Raw genomic sequence first — 13,769 nt, forward strand, 5'->3', positions numbered from 1 at the left:
ATAGAAAATATTCCATATTTAACAAAGGGTTTATGGCTATGCGGCTAAAACTGAAGTTGAGCACGATGGCAACGCGCTTTGTCACCACCGGCCTGCTGGTCTCGACCTTGAGCGCCAGCCTGCTGCCTCTTTACGCCACAGCCGACAGCGCCGACCTCCTTCCCGATATGGGCACCACCGCAGGCGGTACCCTGACTATCGATCAGGAGTTGCAGATGGGCGATTATTACGTCCGCCAGCTGCGCGGCAGTGCGCCGTTGATTACCGATCCGCTGCTCGACCAGTACGTCAATCAGCTCGGCAATCGCCTGGTGGCGCACGCCTATTCGGTGCGCTTTCCGTTTCATTTCTTTATCGTCAATAACGATGAGCTCAATGCCTTCGCCTTCTTTGGCGGCAACGTGGTGCTGCATTCGGCAATTTTCCGTTTCACCGATAATGAAAGCGAGCTCGCGTCAGTACTGTCCCATGAGATTTCTCACGTCACGCAGCGCCATCTTGCGCGCGCCATGGAAGATCAAAAGAGCAAATCGCCTTTGACCTGGGTCGGCGTATTGGGGTCTATCCTGCTGGCGATGGCCAGTCCAGAGGCCGGTATGGCCGGACTCACCGGCACGATAGCGGGCACCCAGCAAGGTATGATCAGCTTCACGCGCGCCAACGAAGAAGAGGCCGACCGCATCGGCCTACAGGTGCTGCAACGCTCGGGGTTCGACCCGGAGGCGATGCCAAACTTTCTGCAAAAGCTGGCCGATCAGTCACGTTATGCGAGTAAGCCACCCGAGATGCTGCTGACCCACCCTTTACCCGACAGCCGCCTTTCGGATGCCCGCAACCGCGCCAACCAGATGCCGCGTATCGTGGTGCAATCATCAGAGGATTTTTACTTTGCCAAGGTGCGTATCCTCGGCATGTATGGCACGGAAGATCATCCGCTGACCGACGATTATCTCAAACAACTGAGCGACGGCAATATTCGTCAGCAGAGCGCCGCACAATATGGGCGTGCAGTGCAGTTTTATAAAGCAAAAAGTTTTAATCAGGCACGAAACATCCTCGAACCGATGCTAAAAAAAGACCCCGGCAACGCCTGGTATCTCGATTTGCTGACCGATATCGACATTGACCAAAAACACGTCCCTCAGGCAATAGCCCGACTGGAAAAAGCCGATGCGGCAACCAGTAAAGACGCGGTGCTACAGCTCAATATCGCCAACGCTTATATAGAAGGCGGCGAGCTAGCCAAGGCCAGTCGTCTGCTGTACCGCTACACTTATGCTCATCCAGACGATGTGAACGGTTGGGATCTGCTGACCAAGTCGGTCGCCGAACAGGGCCTGAGGGCGCAGGAACTGGCCGCTCGGGCCGAGAGTATGGCGCTGGTCGGCCGGTTGGATCAATCGATAAGCATGCTGAGCAGCGCCAGCGCGCAGTCCAAACTCGGCAGCCTGGATCAAGCGCGCTATGATGCCCGCATCGATCAGCTGCGCCAGCTGCAAAAACGTTTTCAGCTGTATGAGAAAGGCTGAGAAGCAATAAAGGAGAAGTTTATGCAACACGATGTCGCAATTTACCACAACCCACGCTGTAGCAAGAGCCGCGAAACACTGAAACTGCTTGAGGAGAAAGGCATCAAGCCCAACGTTATCCTCTATCTCGAGACGCCACCGTCGCTCGATACGCTGAAAAAGCTACAGCATGAGCTGGGCTTTTCGTCAGCCAGAGAGATGATGCGCACCCAGGAAGATCTGTATAAAGAATTGAAGCTGGGGGATAAAAGTCTGAGCGAGGAGCAGCTGTTACAGGCGATTGCCGACAGTCCGCGCCTGCTTGAGCGCCCTATCGTGGTCAAGAAAGGCAAAGCACGCCTTGGACGTCCACCTGAGCAGGTGCTTGAGATCCTGTAACGCTATCGACCGCGCAATCTTGACCCGCTACAGATTGAGCGTCTCTTTCACAAACGGGATGGTCAGTTTCCGCTGCGCGGTAATCGACGCTCGGTCGAGCTGATCGAGCGTCATAAACAGCGTACGCATTTCGCGATCCAGTCGCTTTAACAGGAAACGGCACACGTCTTCCGGTAGCTCAAAACCACGCAGTTTGGATCGCAGCTGCAACGCCTGAAGTTTTTCTTCGTCGGAGAGTGGCTGAAGCCGATAGATTTGCCCCCAGTCGAGACGCGACGCGAGATCCGGCAGGCCGAGATTAAGCTGGCGAGGAGGACGATCGCCCGTAATGAACAGTCGCGTACGCCCCGTTTCAAGGATCCGATTATAGAGGTGGAATACCGCGGCTTCCCAGGCTTCGTCACCGGCGATCCCTTCGATATTATCGATACAGACCAGCGCCAGTTGCTCCATGCCGTCTAATACCTCTGGCACAAAATAGGCGCGTTTATCGAGGGGAACGTAACCGACGGCCTCACCGCGCAGAGAAAGTTCGGCGCAGGCTGCATGCAGAAGATGGCTGCGTCCACCGCCTTCACGCGACCAGAAATAAACGTAAGTGCCGTGCTCCTGCTGCAACGCAGTTTGAATAGCGGAGAGCAGCGAGGTGTTCTCCCCCGGATAAAAACTGGCAAAGGTTTCGTCGTCGGGAAGATAAAGTGGCAGGGAAAGCTGTGCCGGTGTATTCAGAAGTACCTCAACCATAACTGGCGTGGAGACCCGACCTGTCTCGATAAAAATGTCGGAACAAAAATTTAATCGAAGAATTCTATCATAGGATCCGCGAAGAATTGAACTTTCAGCGCGCTAAACGCTGGTTAATCAGGCGACAGGCCGGGTAAAAGAGCCTTTACCCGGCCAGTTTAGCTGATTAAACCGACATCAGACAGACGGCGGTGCGCGCTCGTCCGGCACGTCGATTATCTCTTCTTCGCCGCGATAGATTTCGATCACTTTAAACAGCAGGCTGAGGAATACGCCGACGATCGTCGCCAACGCCATGCCTTTCAGCTCTGCCGCGCCGATGTGAATCTTCGCGCCGCTCACGCCGATGATGAGGATAATCGAGGTCAGGATCAGGTTTTTAGGCTTGCTGTAATCAACTTTAGACTCGATAAGCACGCGGATCCCAGATGCGCCAATCACGCCGTACAGCAGCAGAGAAACGCCGCCCATGACCGGCACTGGCACCGCCTGAATTGCCGCAGCCAGCTTGCCACAGCAGGAAAGCAGGATAGCCAGAACCGCCGCGCCGCCGATAACCCAGGTGCTGTAAACCTTGGTAATCGCCATTACGCCGATGTTCTCACCGTAGGTGGTATTCGGCGTCGAACCGAAGAAGCCGGAAATCACCGTCGACAGACCGTTTGCCAGCATCGAGCGGTGCAGGCCCGGGTCACGCAGCAAATCCTTCTTGACGATGTTGGCGGTGACCACCAGATGCCCGACGTGCTCGGCGATAACCACCAGCGCGGCAGGAAGAATGGTCAGGATGGCAACCCACTCGAAACGCGGCGTATAGAAGGTTGGCAGGGCAAACCAGTGGGCTTTCTCGATGGCGGAAACGTCGACGATGCCCATGAAGTACGACAGCGCATAGCCGACCAGCACACCGATAAGAATCGGGATAATCGCCAGGAAGCCGCGGAAAAGCACGGAGCCGAGCACCGTGACCGACAGCGTCACGATAGAGATAAGCACGGTGGTGCTGTCAGCCGAGGTGCCCTCTGCCGGGAGCAGACCCGCCATATTGGCCGCCACGCCCGCCAGTTCAAGCCCGATCACTGAAACAATCGCGCCCATCGCCGCCGGCGGGAACATCACGTTGATCCAGCCGATACCGGCCTTTTTAACGATAAGCGCCACCAGGCAGAACAGCAGGCCACAGACGATAAAGCCCCCCAGCGCCGCCTCATACCCCATCGGCAGCAGGAGCAGTACCGGTGAAATAAACGCGAAGCTCGAGCCAAGATAGGCGGGAATTTTACCTTTACAGATAAACAGGTAGAGCAAGGTGCCGATGCCATTGAACAGCAGCACCGTTGCCGGATTGATTTTAAACAGAATGGGCACCAGCACGGTTGCGCCAAACATGGCAAACAGATGCTGAAGACTTAGGGGGATAGTTTGCAAAAGAGGCAGGCGTTCGCTTACCCCAATAACACGACGGGTCATGGACCGATCCTCTGTGAAATAATTAATCTCATGATTATTGCATTTCTACTCGCCAGACTCCGGGTTGCAGCCAGCGCATCTGCTGCCTGAAGTATGACGAGTAAAAAAAAGCCGACTTCTCAGTCGGCTATTGCTTACTTGGTACCAAATATCTTGTCGCCCGCGTCTCCGAGGCCAGGAATGATGTATCCCTTGTCATTCAATCCTTTATCTACGGAGGCGGTGTACAACTCAACGTCTGGATGCGCTTTCTCAAGCGCGGCAATCCCTTCCGGGGCCGCAACCAGCACCAGCACCTTAATGCTCTGGCAGCCCGCTTTCTTAAGCAGGTCGATGGTCGCAATCATCGACCCCCCGGTTGCCAGCATCGGGTCAACGACCAGCGCCAGGCGTTCTTCTATATTAGAAGCCAGCTTCTGGAAGTAAGGAACAGGTTGCAGGGTTTCTTCATCACGGTAAATGCCGACCACGCTGATGCGTGCGCTCGGTACGTGCTCCAGCACGCCTTCCATCATGCCCAGACCCGCGCGCAGGATTGGCACAACGGTGATCTTTTTACCTTTGATCTGATCAACTTCAACCGGGCCGTTCCATCCTTCGATGGTCACTGTCTCGGTTTCAAGATCGGCGGTCGCTTCGTAGGTCAGTAAGCTCCCTACCTCAGAAGCCAGTTCGCGAAAGCGTTTAGTGCTGATATCATTTTCACGCATCAGTCCCAGCTTGTGTTTTACCAGCGGGTGTTTCACTTCAACGATCTTCATTTTCTTTCTCTCCTAAGGCTGCTGACCAAAAAAATCGCGTGATTATAACGCCTTTTATTTTCAACGCCAGCGCCAATAGACTGATGTGGATCAATGGATTTGCGCATTAGACGTTGAATGTCATTTTTTGCCGTAATCTGAGTATAGATAGAGAAACATAACGAGACCCCTCGCAAACGTTTGCCTGCGCTGTTAGAATTAGGCCGCTCCATTTTCAACAACCACAAAACGCATACGTCGTGGGGATTCCGCAGTGACCGAAAAGACCTCTCTCAGCTATAAAGACGCAGGTGTGGACATCGATGCAGGTAACGCATTGGTAGACCGCATTAAAGGTGTAGTAAAACAGACTCGTCGTCCTGAAGTCATGGGCGGACTGGGTGGTTTTGGTGCCCTGTGCGCGCTGCCGCAAAAATATCGTGAACCCGTACTGGTTTCGGGGACCGACGGCGTTGGCACTAAGCTGCGTCTGGCAATGGATTTAAAACGCCACGATACCATCGGTATCGATTTGGTCGCGATGTGTGTTAACGACTTGGTTGTTCAGGGCGCAGAACCCCTGTTCTTCCTGGACTATTATGCGACGGGCAAACTGGATGTGGATACCGCAGCCAGCGTCATCACCGGCATCGCCGAAGGCTGTAAGCAGTCTGGCTGTGCACTGGTCGGTGGTGAGACCGCAGAAATGCCGGGCATGTACCACGGCGATGATTACGACGTTGCAGGTTTCTGCGTCGGCGTGGTTGAAAAATCAGAAATTATTGACGGCAGCAAAGTGCAGGACGGCGACGTTCTGGTTGCGCTGGCATCAAGTGGCCCGCACTCAAACGGCTACTCTCTGGTTCGCAAAATTCTCGAAGTCAGCAAGGCCGATCCTTTGACCACCGATCTGGCGGGCAAACCTCTGGCCGATCACCTGCTTGAGCCGACCAAAATCTATGTAAAATCAATCCTTAACCTGATTGAAAACGTAGAAGTTCACGCGATCTGCCACCTGACCGGCGGCGGCTTCTGGGAAAATATCCCACGCGTGCTGCCAGACAACACCCAGGCGATTATCGACGAATCAAGCTGGAAATGGCCGGACGTGTTCGGCTGGTTGCAGCAAAATGGTAACGTCAGCAGCCACGAAATGTACCGCACGTTCAACTGCGGCGTGGGCATGCTGGTCGCCCTGCCTGCAGAATTGGCAGAACAGGCCGTGACCCTGCTCAATGACAACGGCGAACAGGCCTGGGTTATCGGTAGCATCAAGGCTTCCGACTCAGAAGAACGCGTTATCATTAAGTAATATTCGAAGCGACGGGTACTGAGATGAAGAGGATAGTAGTTCTGGTTTCCGGGAATGGAAGCAACCTGCAGGCGGTGATTGACGCCTGCCAGCAGGGAAGAGTCAACGCAACCCTCAGTGCCGTTTTCAGTAATAAAGCGTCGGCATATGGTCTTGAACGCGCGCAGGCGGCGGGGATCCCCGCCTTTTCGCTCGATCCAAAATCCTATGCCAACCGTGAGGCGTTTGACGCCGCGCTTGCCGAAGAGATCGACGCCTATCAGCCCGATCTCGTGGTTTTGGCCGGATACATGCGTATCCTCAGCCATGACTTCGTAGCGCGTTACGCGGGGCGCATGCTGAACATCCACCCTTCTCTGCTGCCGAAATATCCCGGACTGCACACCCATCAAAAGGCCATCGACAACAATGATGCCGAACATGGGACCTCAGTGCATTTCGTAACGCAGGAGCTTGACGGTGGACCGGTGATTTTGCAGGCGAAAGTCCCTGTTTTTGAAGACGATACCGCTGAAGATTTAAATCAGCGCGTACAGACTCAGGAGCACAACATTTACCCGCTGGTCATCAGCTGGTTTGTGGACGGACGCTTATCGCTGCGCGAGGGACAGGCGATTCTGGACGGGCAAATTTTGCCTGTCGAAGGGCACGCCGCCGACTGATTCTGCTGCTGTTGTATCGAGTGTTTCTTAGAACCGGCTTATGGCCGGTTTTTTTACGCCTATAAATTGTGCAAAAACTCGGCTATAATCGCGCCTAAACTGCACAATTTAGCTTTTTATAATAGATAGACTCCCAAAAACAGAACATTAAGGAATCCCATGTTCAGCACCTCCCGCATCAGACTCCGTCCATTGGAAAAAGACGATCTGGTGTTTGTACACCGTCTTGATAATAACGCCAACGTCATGCGCTACTGGTTCGAAGAACCCTACGAAGCCTACGTCGAGCTTGAAGATCTCTACGCTAAACATATCCATGACCAAAGCGAACGCCGCTTTATTACCGAATTTGAGAACACCCGCGTCGGGTTGGTCGAACTGGTTGAAATCAACCACATCCACCGCCGTGCTGAATTCCAGATAATCATCGACCCCAATCATCAGGGGCAAGGCTTTGCCAGCGAAGCGGCCCGTCTGGCGATGGACTATGCGTTTTCCGTTCTCAACCTCTACAAGCTCTATCTGATTGTTGATAAAGAGAACGAAAAGGCGATCCACATTTATAAAAAACTGGGTTTCGAAGTCGAAGCTGAGTTGAGGGACGAATTCTTCGTCAACGGCGAATATCGCAGCGTAATCCGCATGTGTATCTTCCAGCCTGAGTTTTTAATTCGCTATAAAACCAAAGCTGCAGAAAAACCTGCTGTTGAAGCGCTGGGTGCCGGCGTTCTCTAACTCTCACCGCCCTTCTTTTCCTGTTCCCAACATTTCCAAACGATATGGATTTGTTGGGAATTATTTGGACTTTCTTGTCAATCTCTCGCAATAATGCAAGAAGATACTAGGCCCTCTCCCAAAAGGCAGCGCAGGCTCAAAATGCGTCTTGATGGGCCAGGTTTCAGGCTAAATGAACGGAGTGAAAATGGGTCAGGAAAAACTGTACATAGACAAGGAATTGAGCTGGTTATCTTTTAACGAGCGAGTTTTGCAGGAAGCGGCAGACAAGACTAATCCACTGATTGAACGAATGCGTTTTCTGGGGATTTATTCGAACAATCTCGATGAGTTCTATAAGGTCCGCTTTGCCGATTTGAAGCGCCGGATACTGATTAGCGAAGAGCAGGGTTTTATTGGTGCCTCGCGCCATCTGCTGAAGAAAATCCAGGCCAAGGTGATGCGTATCGATCAAGAGTTCGATAGCCTCTATAACGACCTGCTGTTGGAAATGGCACGCAACCAAATATTTCTAATCAACGAGCGCCAGGTTTCCGAAAATCAGCAAGCCTGGCTACGCCAGTACTTCAAGCATCATCTCCGTCAGCACATTACCCCTATTCTGGTCAATCAGGAAACCAATCTGGTGCAGTTCCTGAAGGACGACTACACCTATCTGGCGGTAGAGATTATTCGCGGCGAGAAGATTGACTACGCGCTGCTCGAAATCCCGTCCGACAAAGTTCCACGTTTCGTCAACCTGCCGCCGGAAGCCCCGCGCCGCCGCAAACCAATGATTCTGCTCGACAACATTCTGCGCTACTGCCTGGACGATATCTTCAAGGGTTTCTTCGACTACGACACGCTCAACGCCTATTCAATGAAGATGACCCGCGACGCCGAGTATGACTTGGTGACGGAAATGGAGTCGAGCCTGCTCGAGCTGATGTCGTCGAGCCTGAAGCAGCGTTTAACCGCCGAGCCGGTGCGATTTGTTTATCAGCGCGATATGCCCGACGAGATGGTTGAGCTGCTGCGCGAAAAACTCGGTATCTCGAACTACGACTCAGTCATACCCGGCGGTCGTTACCACAACTTCAAAGATTTCATCAGCTTCCCGAACGTCGGCAAGGCCAATATGGTCTATCGCCCGATGCCGCGCCTGCGTCATCTGTGGTTTGACAAATTCCGTAACGGGTTTGCCGCAATTCGCCAGCAGGACGTGCTGCTCTACTACCCTTATTACACCTTCGAACACGTGCTCGAATTGCTGCGTCAGGCGGCCTTCGATCCTAACGTGCTGTCCATCAAGATAAACATCTACCGCGTTGCTAAAGACTCGCGCATCATCGAGTCGATGATCCACGCGGCTCACAACGGCAAGAAAGTCACCGTGGTGGTTGAGCTGCAGGCGCGCTTTGATGAAGAGGCCAATATTCACTGGGCCAAACGTCTGACTGAAGCCGGTGTGCACGTTATTTTCTCCGCGCCGGGCCTGAAGATTCACGCCAAACTATTTCTTATCTCCCGACGCGAAGATGACGAAATTGTCCGCTATGCTCATATTGGGACCGGTAATTTCAATGAAAAAACGGCCCGTTTGTATACCGACTATTCGCTACTGACCGCCGACTCAAGAATCACCAATGAAGTGCGCCGCGTGTTCAACTTCATCGAGAATCCGTATCGGCCGGTCACCTTTGAACATCTGATGGTTTCACCGCAAAACTCGCGCAGCATGCTGTACGGACTTATCGATCAGGAAATTGCCAATGCGCAGGCCGGTGAAAAAGCAGGGATCACTCTAAAAATCAATAATCTGGTCGATAAAGGCCTGGTTGACAGACTCTACGCTGCCTCTAATTTCGGGGTCAAAATCCGTCTGTTGATCCGCGGTATGTGCTCTCTGGTACCGAATCTGCCCGGCGTCAGTGAAAACATTCAGGTCACCAGTATCGTTGACCGGTACCTTGAACATGACCGGGTCTATGTTTTTGAAAATAAAGGCGATCGGAAGGTGTTTATTTCATCCGCTGACTGGATGACGCGAAATATCGATTACCGCATTGAGGTTGCCGTCGCCGTGCTCGATCCTCGTCTGAAGCAGCGCGTGCTGGATCTGCTGGCAATCCAATTTAGTGACACGGTGAAAGCGAGAATTATTGATAAAGATCTCAGTAACCGTTATGTTCCACGCGGAAATCGTCGCAAAGTGCGTGCGCAGGTGGCGATCTATGACTATTTGCACGCGTTCGAAAATGAAAATCAAAAAACCACTCACTGAGCAAGCCCGATGATTTTGGAGCCAAGACACCCATGCCGTTAAACAGCCCAATGACCGCCAAGCCACAGGAAATTGCCGCTATCGATCTGGGATCGAACAGTTTTCATATGGTGATAGCCCGCGTCGTTAACGGCGCACTTCAGGTATTAGGGCGACTGAAGCAGCGCGTCCATCTGGCCGATGGCCTAGACAGCAACAACGTTCTCAGTGAGGAGGCTATTCAGCGTGGTCTCGACTGTCTTGCGCTGTTTGCGGAACGTTTGCAGGGGTTTCCCGGCGACAACGTGACCATCGTAGGCACACACTCACTGCGTCAGGCAGTGAACGCCGAAGAGTTCCTGCAACGCGCCGCCGAGGTTATCCCTTATCCAATTGAAATTATTTCCGGTCAGGAAGAAGCCCGTCTGATCTTCATGGGCGTGGAACACACGCAGCCTGAAAAAGGGCGCAAACTGGTCATCGATATTGGCGGCGGTTCAACCGAGCTGGTCATTGGTGAAGACTTCGAACCCCTGCTGGCCGAGAGCCGCCGCATGGGCTGTGTCAGCTTCGCGCAGCTGTTCTTCCGCGGCGGCGAGATTAACCGCAGCAACTTCAAGCGTGCGCGCCTCGCGGCAGCGCAAAAGCTCGAGACGCTGGCATGGCAGTACCGCCTGCAGGGTTGGCAGTACGCGCTAGGCGCATCGGGGACGATTAAAGCGACTCACGAAGTGCTGGTCGAGATGGGCGAAAAAGACGGGCTTATCACCGCCGAGCGTCTGGAAATGCTGGCCGATGAAGTGATGAAGTACAAAAACTTCAGCGCCCTGAGCCTGCCGGGACTGTCGGAAGACCGCCAGTCGGTATTTGTACCGGGTCTGGCCATCCTCTGCGGCGTGTTCGATGCGCTGGCTATTAAAGAGCTGCGCCTCTCCGACGGCGCGCTGCGAGAAGGCGTGCTGTATGAAATGGAAGGCCGTTTCCGTCATCAGGATATCCGCAGCCGGACCGCGAAAAGCCTCGCCGACCACTATAACATTGACCGCGAACAGGCTCGTCGCGTTCTGGAAACGACAGAAACGCTGTACACCCAATGGCTGGCGCAAAACCCGAGTCTGGCGCAGCCGCAGCTCGAGTCGCTGCTCAAATGGGCTTCGATGCTGCATGAGGTTGGGTTGGGTATCAACCACAGCGGCATGCATCGCCATTCTGCCTATATCCTGCAGAACTCGAACCTGCCGGGCTTCACTCAGGAGCAGCAGACGCTGCTGGCGACGCTGGTTCGCTTCCAGCGCAAGGCAATCCGCCTTGATGACCTGCCGCGCCTGAACCTGTTCAAGAAAAAGCACTACCTGCCGCTGATTCAGCTGCTGCGTCTAGGCGCGTTGCTCAATAACCAGCGTCAGTCCACCACGCAGCCTGAAACCCTGCGTCTGCACACCGACGACAACCACTGGACGCTGTGTTTCCCTGCCGGATTCATGGCGCAGAACAACCTGGTGCTGTTAGACTTTGAGCGTGAACAGAACTACTGGAGCGACGTAACCGGCTGGAAGCTGATGCTCGAGGAAGAAGAGGCAGACGAAGAAGAAGACAAGAAAGAAGAGCAGAAGTAAGCGCTCTTCTCCTGGCCGTGCGCGGTGCCATTGATGTGGCCGTGCACGGCTGACGCACTACGGATTGACCCACGTCTCAGGCACAAGAAGCTGTGACAAAGGCTGTCGTTGCCCCACCCACTCCCCCTGCATATAATCGACGCCCATCTGGCGCAATGCCTCCTGCTGTTCCTCGCTATCAACCTGTTCTGCCACCACCGCCATGCGTTTAACCCGCGCCACCTGGCAGATTGAGGTAATAACGCACTTGTCTAAGGCGTCGGTGAGCATGTGACGGACAAAGCTGCCGTCTACCTTAATCACATCCGCCTCGACCTGCTTCAGGCGATCGTAGGTAGTGTAACCTTTGCCGAAGCCGTCAAGCGCAATACGGCAACCAAACTGGCGCAGATTTCTGAAGGCCTTCATCACGTAGCTAATATCCTGCAACAGGCAGGACTCTTTCATCTCCAGCAAAATCTGATAAGGCTCAACCTGATGCTGGGTCATCAGTAGCTTGAACTCCTGACAAAATGAGGGACGATAAAGCGTAGAGGATGAAATTTTTAACGCAATTCGCATGCTGGGCAACTGCGCTCGTTGACGGTCGATATACGCCAGCGCCTGCTTAATGACCCAGATATCCAGCTGATAGTCTAGGCCAAACTCCTGCACAACGGGCAGGAATAAGTCGTCGGGAATCGACCGGCCATCGTTACCCAACAGGCTTGGAACAATCTCCTGATAAGTATCCCCCCGGACGCCGTTAATCGGCTGGGCAAGCAGCACAAACCTGTCCTCGTCCAATGCGCGCTGAATCAAATGCAGCAGCTCGACTTTAGTTTCAATATCGGCCTGCATCTGACTGTACTCGCTCTTTTTATGCTCCAGCTCACCGGTCACCAGTGAGACCTCGGCGATGCCGCTCAGCTCGCCGAGCAGGCTATGCAAATGCACCACAGGCGGATAAATCAGGCACCATGCGAGGCCAATATTGGGATGCACCGGCAGACCGTTCCAGATCAAACGGAAATTTTTGATGCACTGCTGAAGCTGTTCGAGTTTGTCTTGTGCTCCTTCAGGATTGAGGCGCAGAACCAGATCGTGCCCCGGTAAATGATAGATGCCTTCATCCGGTTGCAGGTAGGGACGCAGAGCGAAGACCAGCTGCTGTTTAAACTGAATGCGTAACCGCATGCCATAGTTTTTGCTCAGCACGTCCATCTGCGCCACGCGGACGAAACAGAGCACGGAGCGCGGAAAAAGCTTCACGTCGCGGCTAAACGCCCGCAGGTTGGCCAGACCGACAACAGGATCGAGCAACGCTAATTGACTCACCTTGCGCATTAAAATACGCTCACGAGACGCACTTGCCGAGACCAGCAGCAGACACAGCGTAAAGCCAAACATCAGAGCAGAAATAAAGGTCAGATGATTAAGCAGATCGCTGTTATCAACAAACCCCTGATAATGTTTGAATAATATGATCAGCGCTATTGACCAGACCAGCGTAATAAAATGATAGCCATATCGCTTCGCACCCAACAGCATAACCGGTAATAATAGGGTCAGTGTGTAATCACCCAGCAGCATGTCAGCAGGATCATCATGTAAACTGCGGGTGCAAAGTAAAATCACCAGTAACACCAGGGTTGATGCCCAAAGAATAAATTCGGTGACCTGAATATCAACCGCGCGCTGGCGGGTAAATTTCTGCCACAGTACGCGCCAATAAGACGGCTTGCAGGCGACGCGCAGCAGCATATAAAAAAGATGTCCGCACAGCGAAATACCGAGCATTATTCCCTGATAATTTATCAAGGTGCGCAGCGTCATCACATTTTTATCCGCCAGCCCTAAATAATCGGGCAGTCTTCCGCTCTCGACAACCATTTGCAAAATGATAATAAATAGGGTCGGCAGGATGATGACTAGCCAGATTAGTCTGGGGAAGGAATGATACAGCAGGCCGAAGGAGGCGGTTGCACGCCTGCGGGTATGAAAGCGATATCCAGCCCAGGCCAGACAAAGGGGCAGCAGGTAGACCAGCGTCAAAATGAGGCTTGTCTTAGCCTCGAGATCAAAGAAGTCGCGTAAAAAAAGTGCCAAAGCGATCCCCGGCAGCGCACGCCAGTCGAATATCATCAGCAGTGCGACGCAGGCCGCCAGCGGTAAATACAGCAGGTAAGTGCGCCCATCGTCCAGCAACAGCATGGCAGAAAGCCAAGAGGCAAGAGGAATAATGGCCAAAGCACAAAGCAGGGAAATTCCCCACCGGCGACAGGAAGACCCGTTCGGCGTTATTAACTTTTTACTCAGTCGGGCCATAATGAATTAATCATGTATTATAGAGGTAATAATC

The 13,769-nt window shown here is 53.3% G+C and carries 11 protein-coding genes; 7 read left to right on the plus strand and 4 right to left on the minus strand.

The window, feature by feature from the left end; translation table 11 throughout:
• Nucleotides 1-65: 65 nt before the first annotated feature.
• Nucleotides 66-1,529, plus strand: a complete 1,464-nt coding sequence (gene bepA, locus BS640_RS20250; protein ID WP_084913234.1) for a beta-barrel assembly-enhancing protease — start codon at nt 66-68, stop codon at nt 1,527-1,529.
• Nucleotides 1,530-1,550: 21 nt separating this feature from the next.
• A complete protein-coding gene (gene arsC / locus BS640_RS20255) occupies nt 1,551-1,907 on the plus strand; it encodes an arsenate reductase (glutaredoxin) (protein WP_017493204.1) in 357 nt (118 codons plus the stop codon).
• A gap of 27 nt (nt 1,908-1,934) precedes the next feature.
• On the opposite strand, the gene hda is transcribed toward arsC, so the two are convergent.
• The 3 genes from hda to upp form a co-directional block, all read right to left on the minus strand.
• Nucleotides 1,935-2,651, minus strand: coding sequence for a DnaA inactivator Hda (hda, locus tag BS640_RS20260; protein ID WP_017493205.1), 717 nt, complete (start codon nt 2,649-2,651; stop codon nt 1,935-1,937).
• Between the two features lie 177 nt (nt 2,652-2,828).
• Entirely contained in the window at nt 2,829-4,121 is a 1,293-nt protein-coding gene (uraA, locus tag BS640_RS20265) for a uracil permease (protein ID WP_084913231.1), read from the minus strand.
• 134 nt (nt 4,122-4,255) lie between these two features.
• On the minus strand, nt 4,256-4,882 hold the full coding sequence (upp, locus tag BS640_RS20270) for a uracil phosphoribosyltransferase (RefSeq protein ID WP_017493843.1): 627 nt from the start codon (nt 4,880-4,882) through the stop codon (nt 4,256-4,258).
• Nucleotides 4,883-5,135: 253 nt separating this feature from the next.
• Here upp and purM point away from each other — a divergent pair, with 253 nt between their 5' ends.
• The 5 genes from purM (at nt 5,136) to ppx (ending at nt 11,428) form a co-directional block, all read left to right on the plus strand.
• Nucleotides 5,136-6,173: a phosphoribosylformylglycinamidine cyclo-ligase gene (gene purM, locus BS640_RS20275; protein ID WP_017493842.1), complete on the plus strand. Its 1,038-nt coding sequence runs from the start codon at nt 5,136-5,138 to the stop codon at nt 6,171-6,173.
• Nucleotides 6,174-6,196: 23 nt separating this feature from the next.
• Complete coding sequence (purN, locus tag BS640_RS20280; protein WP_084913232.1) at nt 6,197-6,835, plus strand: phosphoribosylglycinamide formyltransferase; 639 nt, start codon at nt 6,197-6,199, stop codon at nt 6,833-6,835.
• 159 nt (nt 6,836-6,994) lie between these two features.
• Entirely contained in the window at nt 6,995-7,570 is a 576-nt protein-coding gene (speG, locus tag BS640_RS20285; protein WP_017493840.1) for a spermidine N1-acetyltransferase, read from the plus strand.
• 187 nt (nt 7,571-7,757) lie between these two features.
• Complete coding sequence (gene ppk1, locus BS640_RS20290) at nt 7,758-9,833, plus strand: polyphosphate kinase 1 (protein ID WP_084913233.1); 2,076 nt, start codon at nt 7,758-7,760, stop codon at nt 9,831-9,833.
• 32 nt (nt 9,834-9,865) lie between these two features.
• Entirely contained in the window at nt 9,866-11,428 is a 1,563-nt protein-coding gene (gene ppx / locus BS640_RS20295; protein ID WP_017493838.1) for an exopolyphosphatase, read from the plus strand.
• A 57-nt stretch (nt 11,429-11,485) separates the two neighbouring features.
• Here ppx and BS640_RS20300 read toward each other — a convergent pair whose 3' ends face one another.
• Nucleotides 11,486-13,735, minus strand: coding sequence for a sensor domain-containing phosphodiesterase (locus BS640_RS20300; protein WP_038328333.1), 2,250 nt, complete (start codon nt 13,733-13,735; stop codon nt 11,486-11,488).
• Nucleotides 13,736-13,769 lie beyond the last annotated feature (34 nt).

It is taken from the genome of Rouxiella badensis, from assembly GCF_002093665.1.
Classification (GTDB): domain Bacteria; phylum Pseudomonadota; class Gammaproteobacteria; order Enterobacterales; family Enterobacteriaceae; genus Rouxiella; species Rouxiella badensis.

Bases quoted from the DNA above. Each gene is read 5' to 3' on its own strand.
- ppk1 (WP_084913233.1), top strand. From the start codon at position 7,758: ATGGGTCAGGAAAAACTGTACATAGACAAGGAATTGAGCTGGTTATCT.
- hda (WP_017493205.1), bottom strand. From the start codon at position 2,651: ATGGTTGAGGTACTTCTGAATACACCGGCACAGCTTTCCCTGCCACTT.
- speG (WP_017493840.1), top strand. From the start codon at position 6,995: ATGTTCAGCACCTCCCGCATCAGACTCCGTCCATTGGAAAAAGACGAT.
- ppx (WP_017493838.1), top strand. From the start codon at position 9,866: ATGCCGTTAAACAGCCCAATGACCGCCAAGCCACAGGAAATTGCCGCT.
- arsC (WP_017493204.1), top strand. From the start codon at position 1,551: ATGCAACACGATGTCGCAATTTACCACAACCCACGCTGTAGCAAGAGC.
- upp (WP_017493843.1), bottom strand. From the start codon at position 4,882: ATGAAGATCGTTGAAGTGAAACACCCGCTGGTAAAACACAAGCTGGGA.
- BS640_RS20300 (WP_038328333.1), bottom strand. From the start codon at position 13,735: ATGGCCCGACTGAGTAAAAAGTTAATAACGCCGAACGGGTCTTCCTGT.
- purN (WP_084913232.1), top strand. From the start codon at position 6,197: ATGAAGAGGATAGTAGTTCTGGTTTCCGGGAATGGAAGCAACCTGCAG.
- bepA (WP_084913234.1), top strand. From the start codon at position 66: ATGGCAACGCGCTTTGTCACCACCGGCCTGCTGGTCTCGACCTTGAGC.
- uraA (WP_084913231.1), bottom strand. From the start codon at position 4,121: ATGACCCGTCGTGTTATTGGGGTAAGCGAACGCCTGCCTCTTTTGCAA.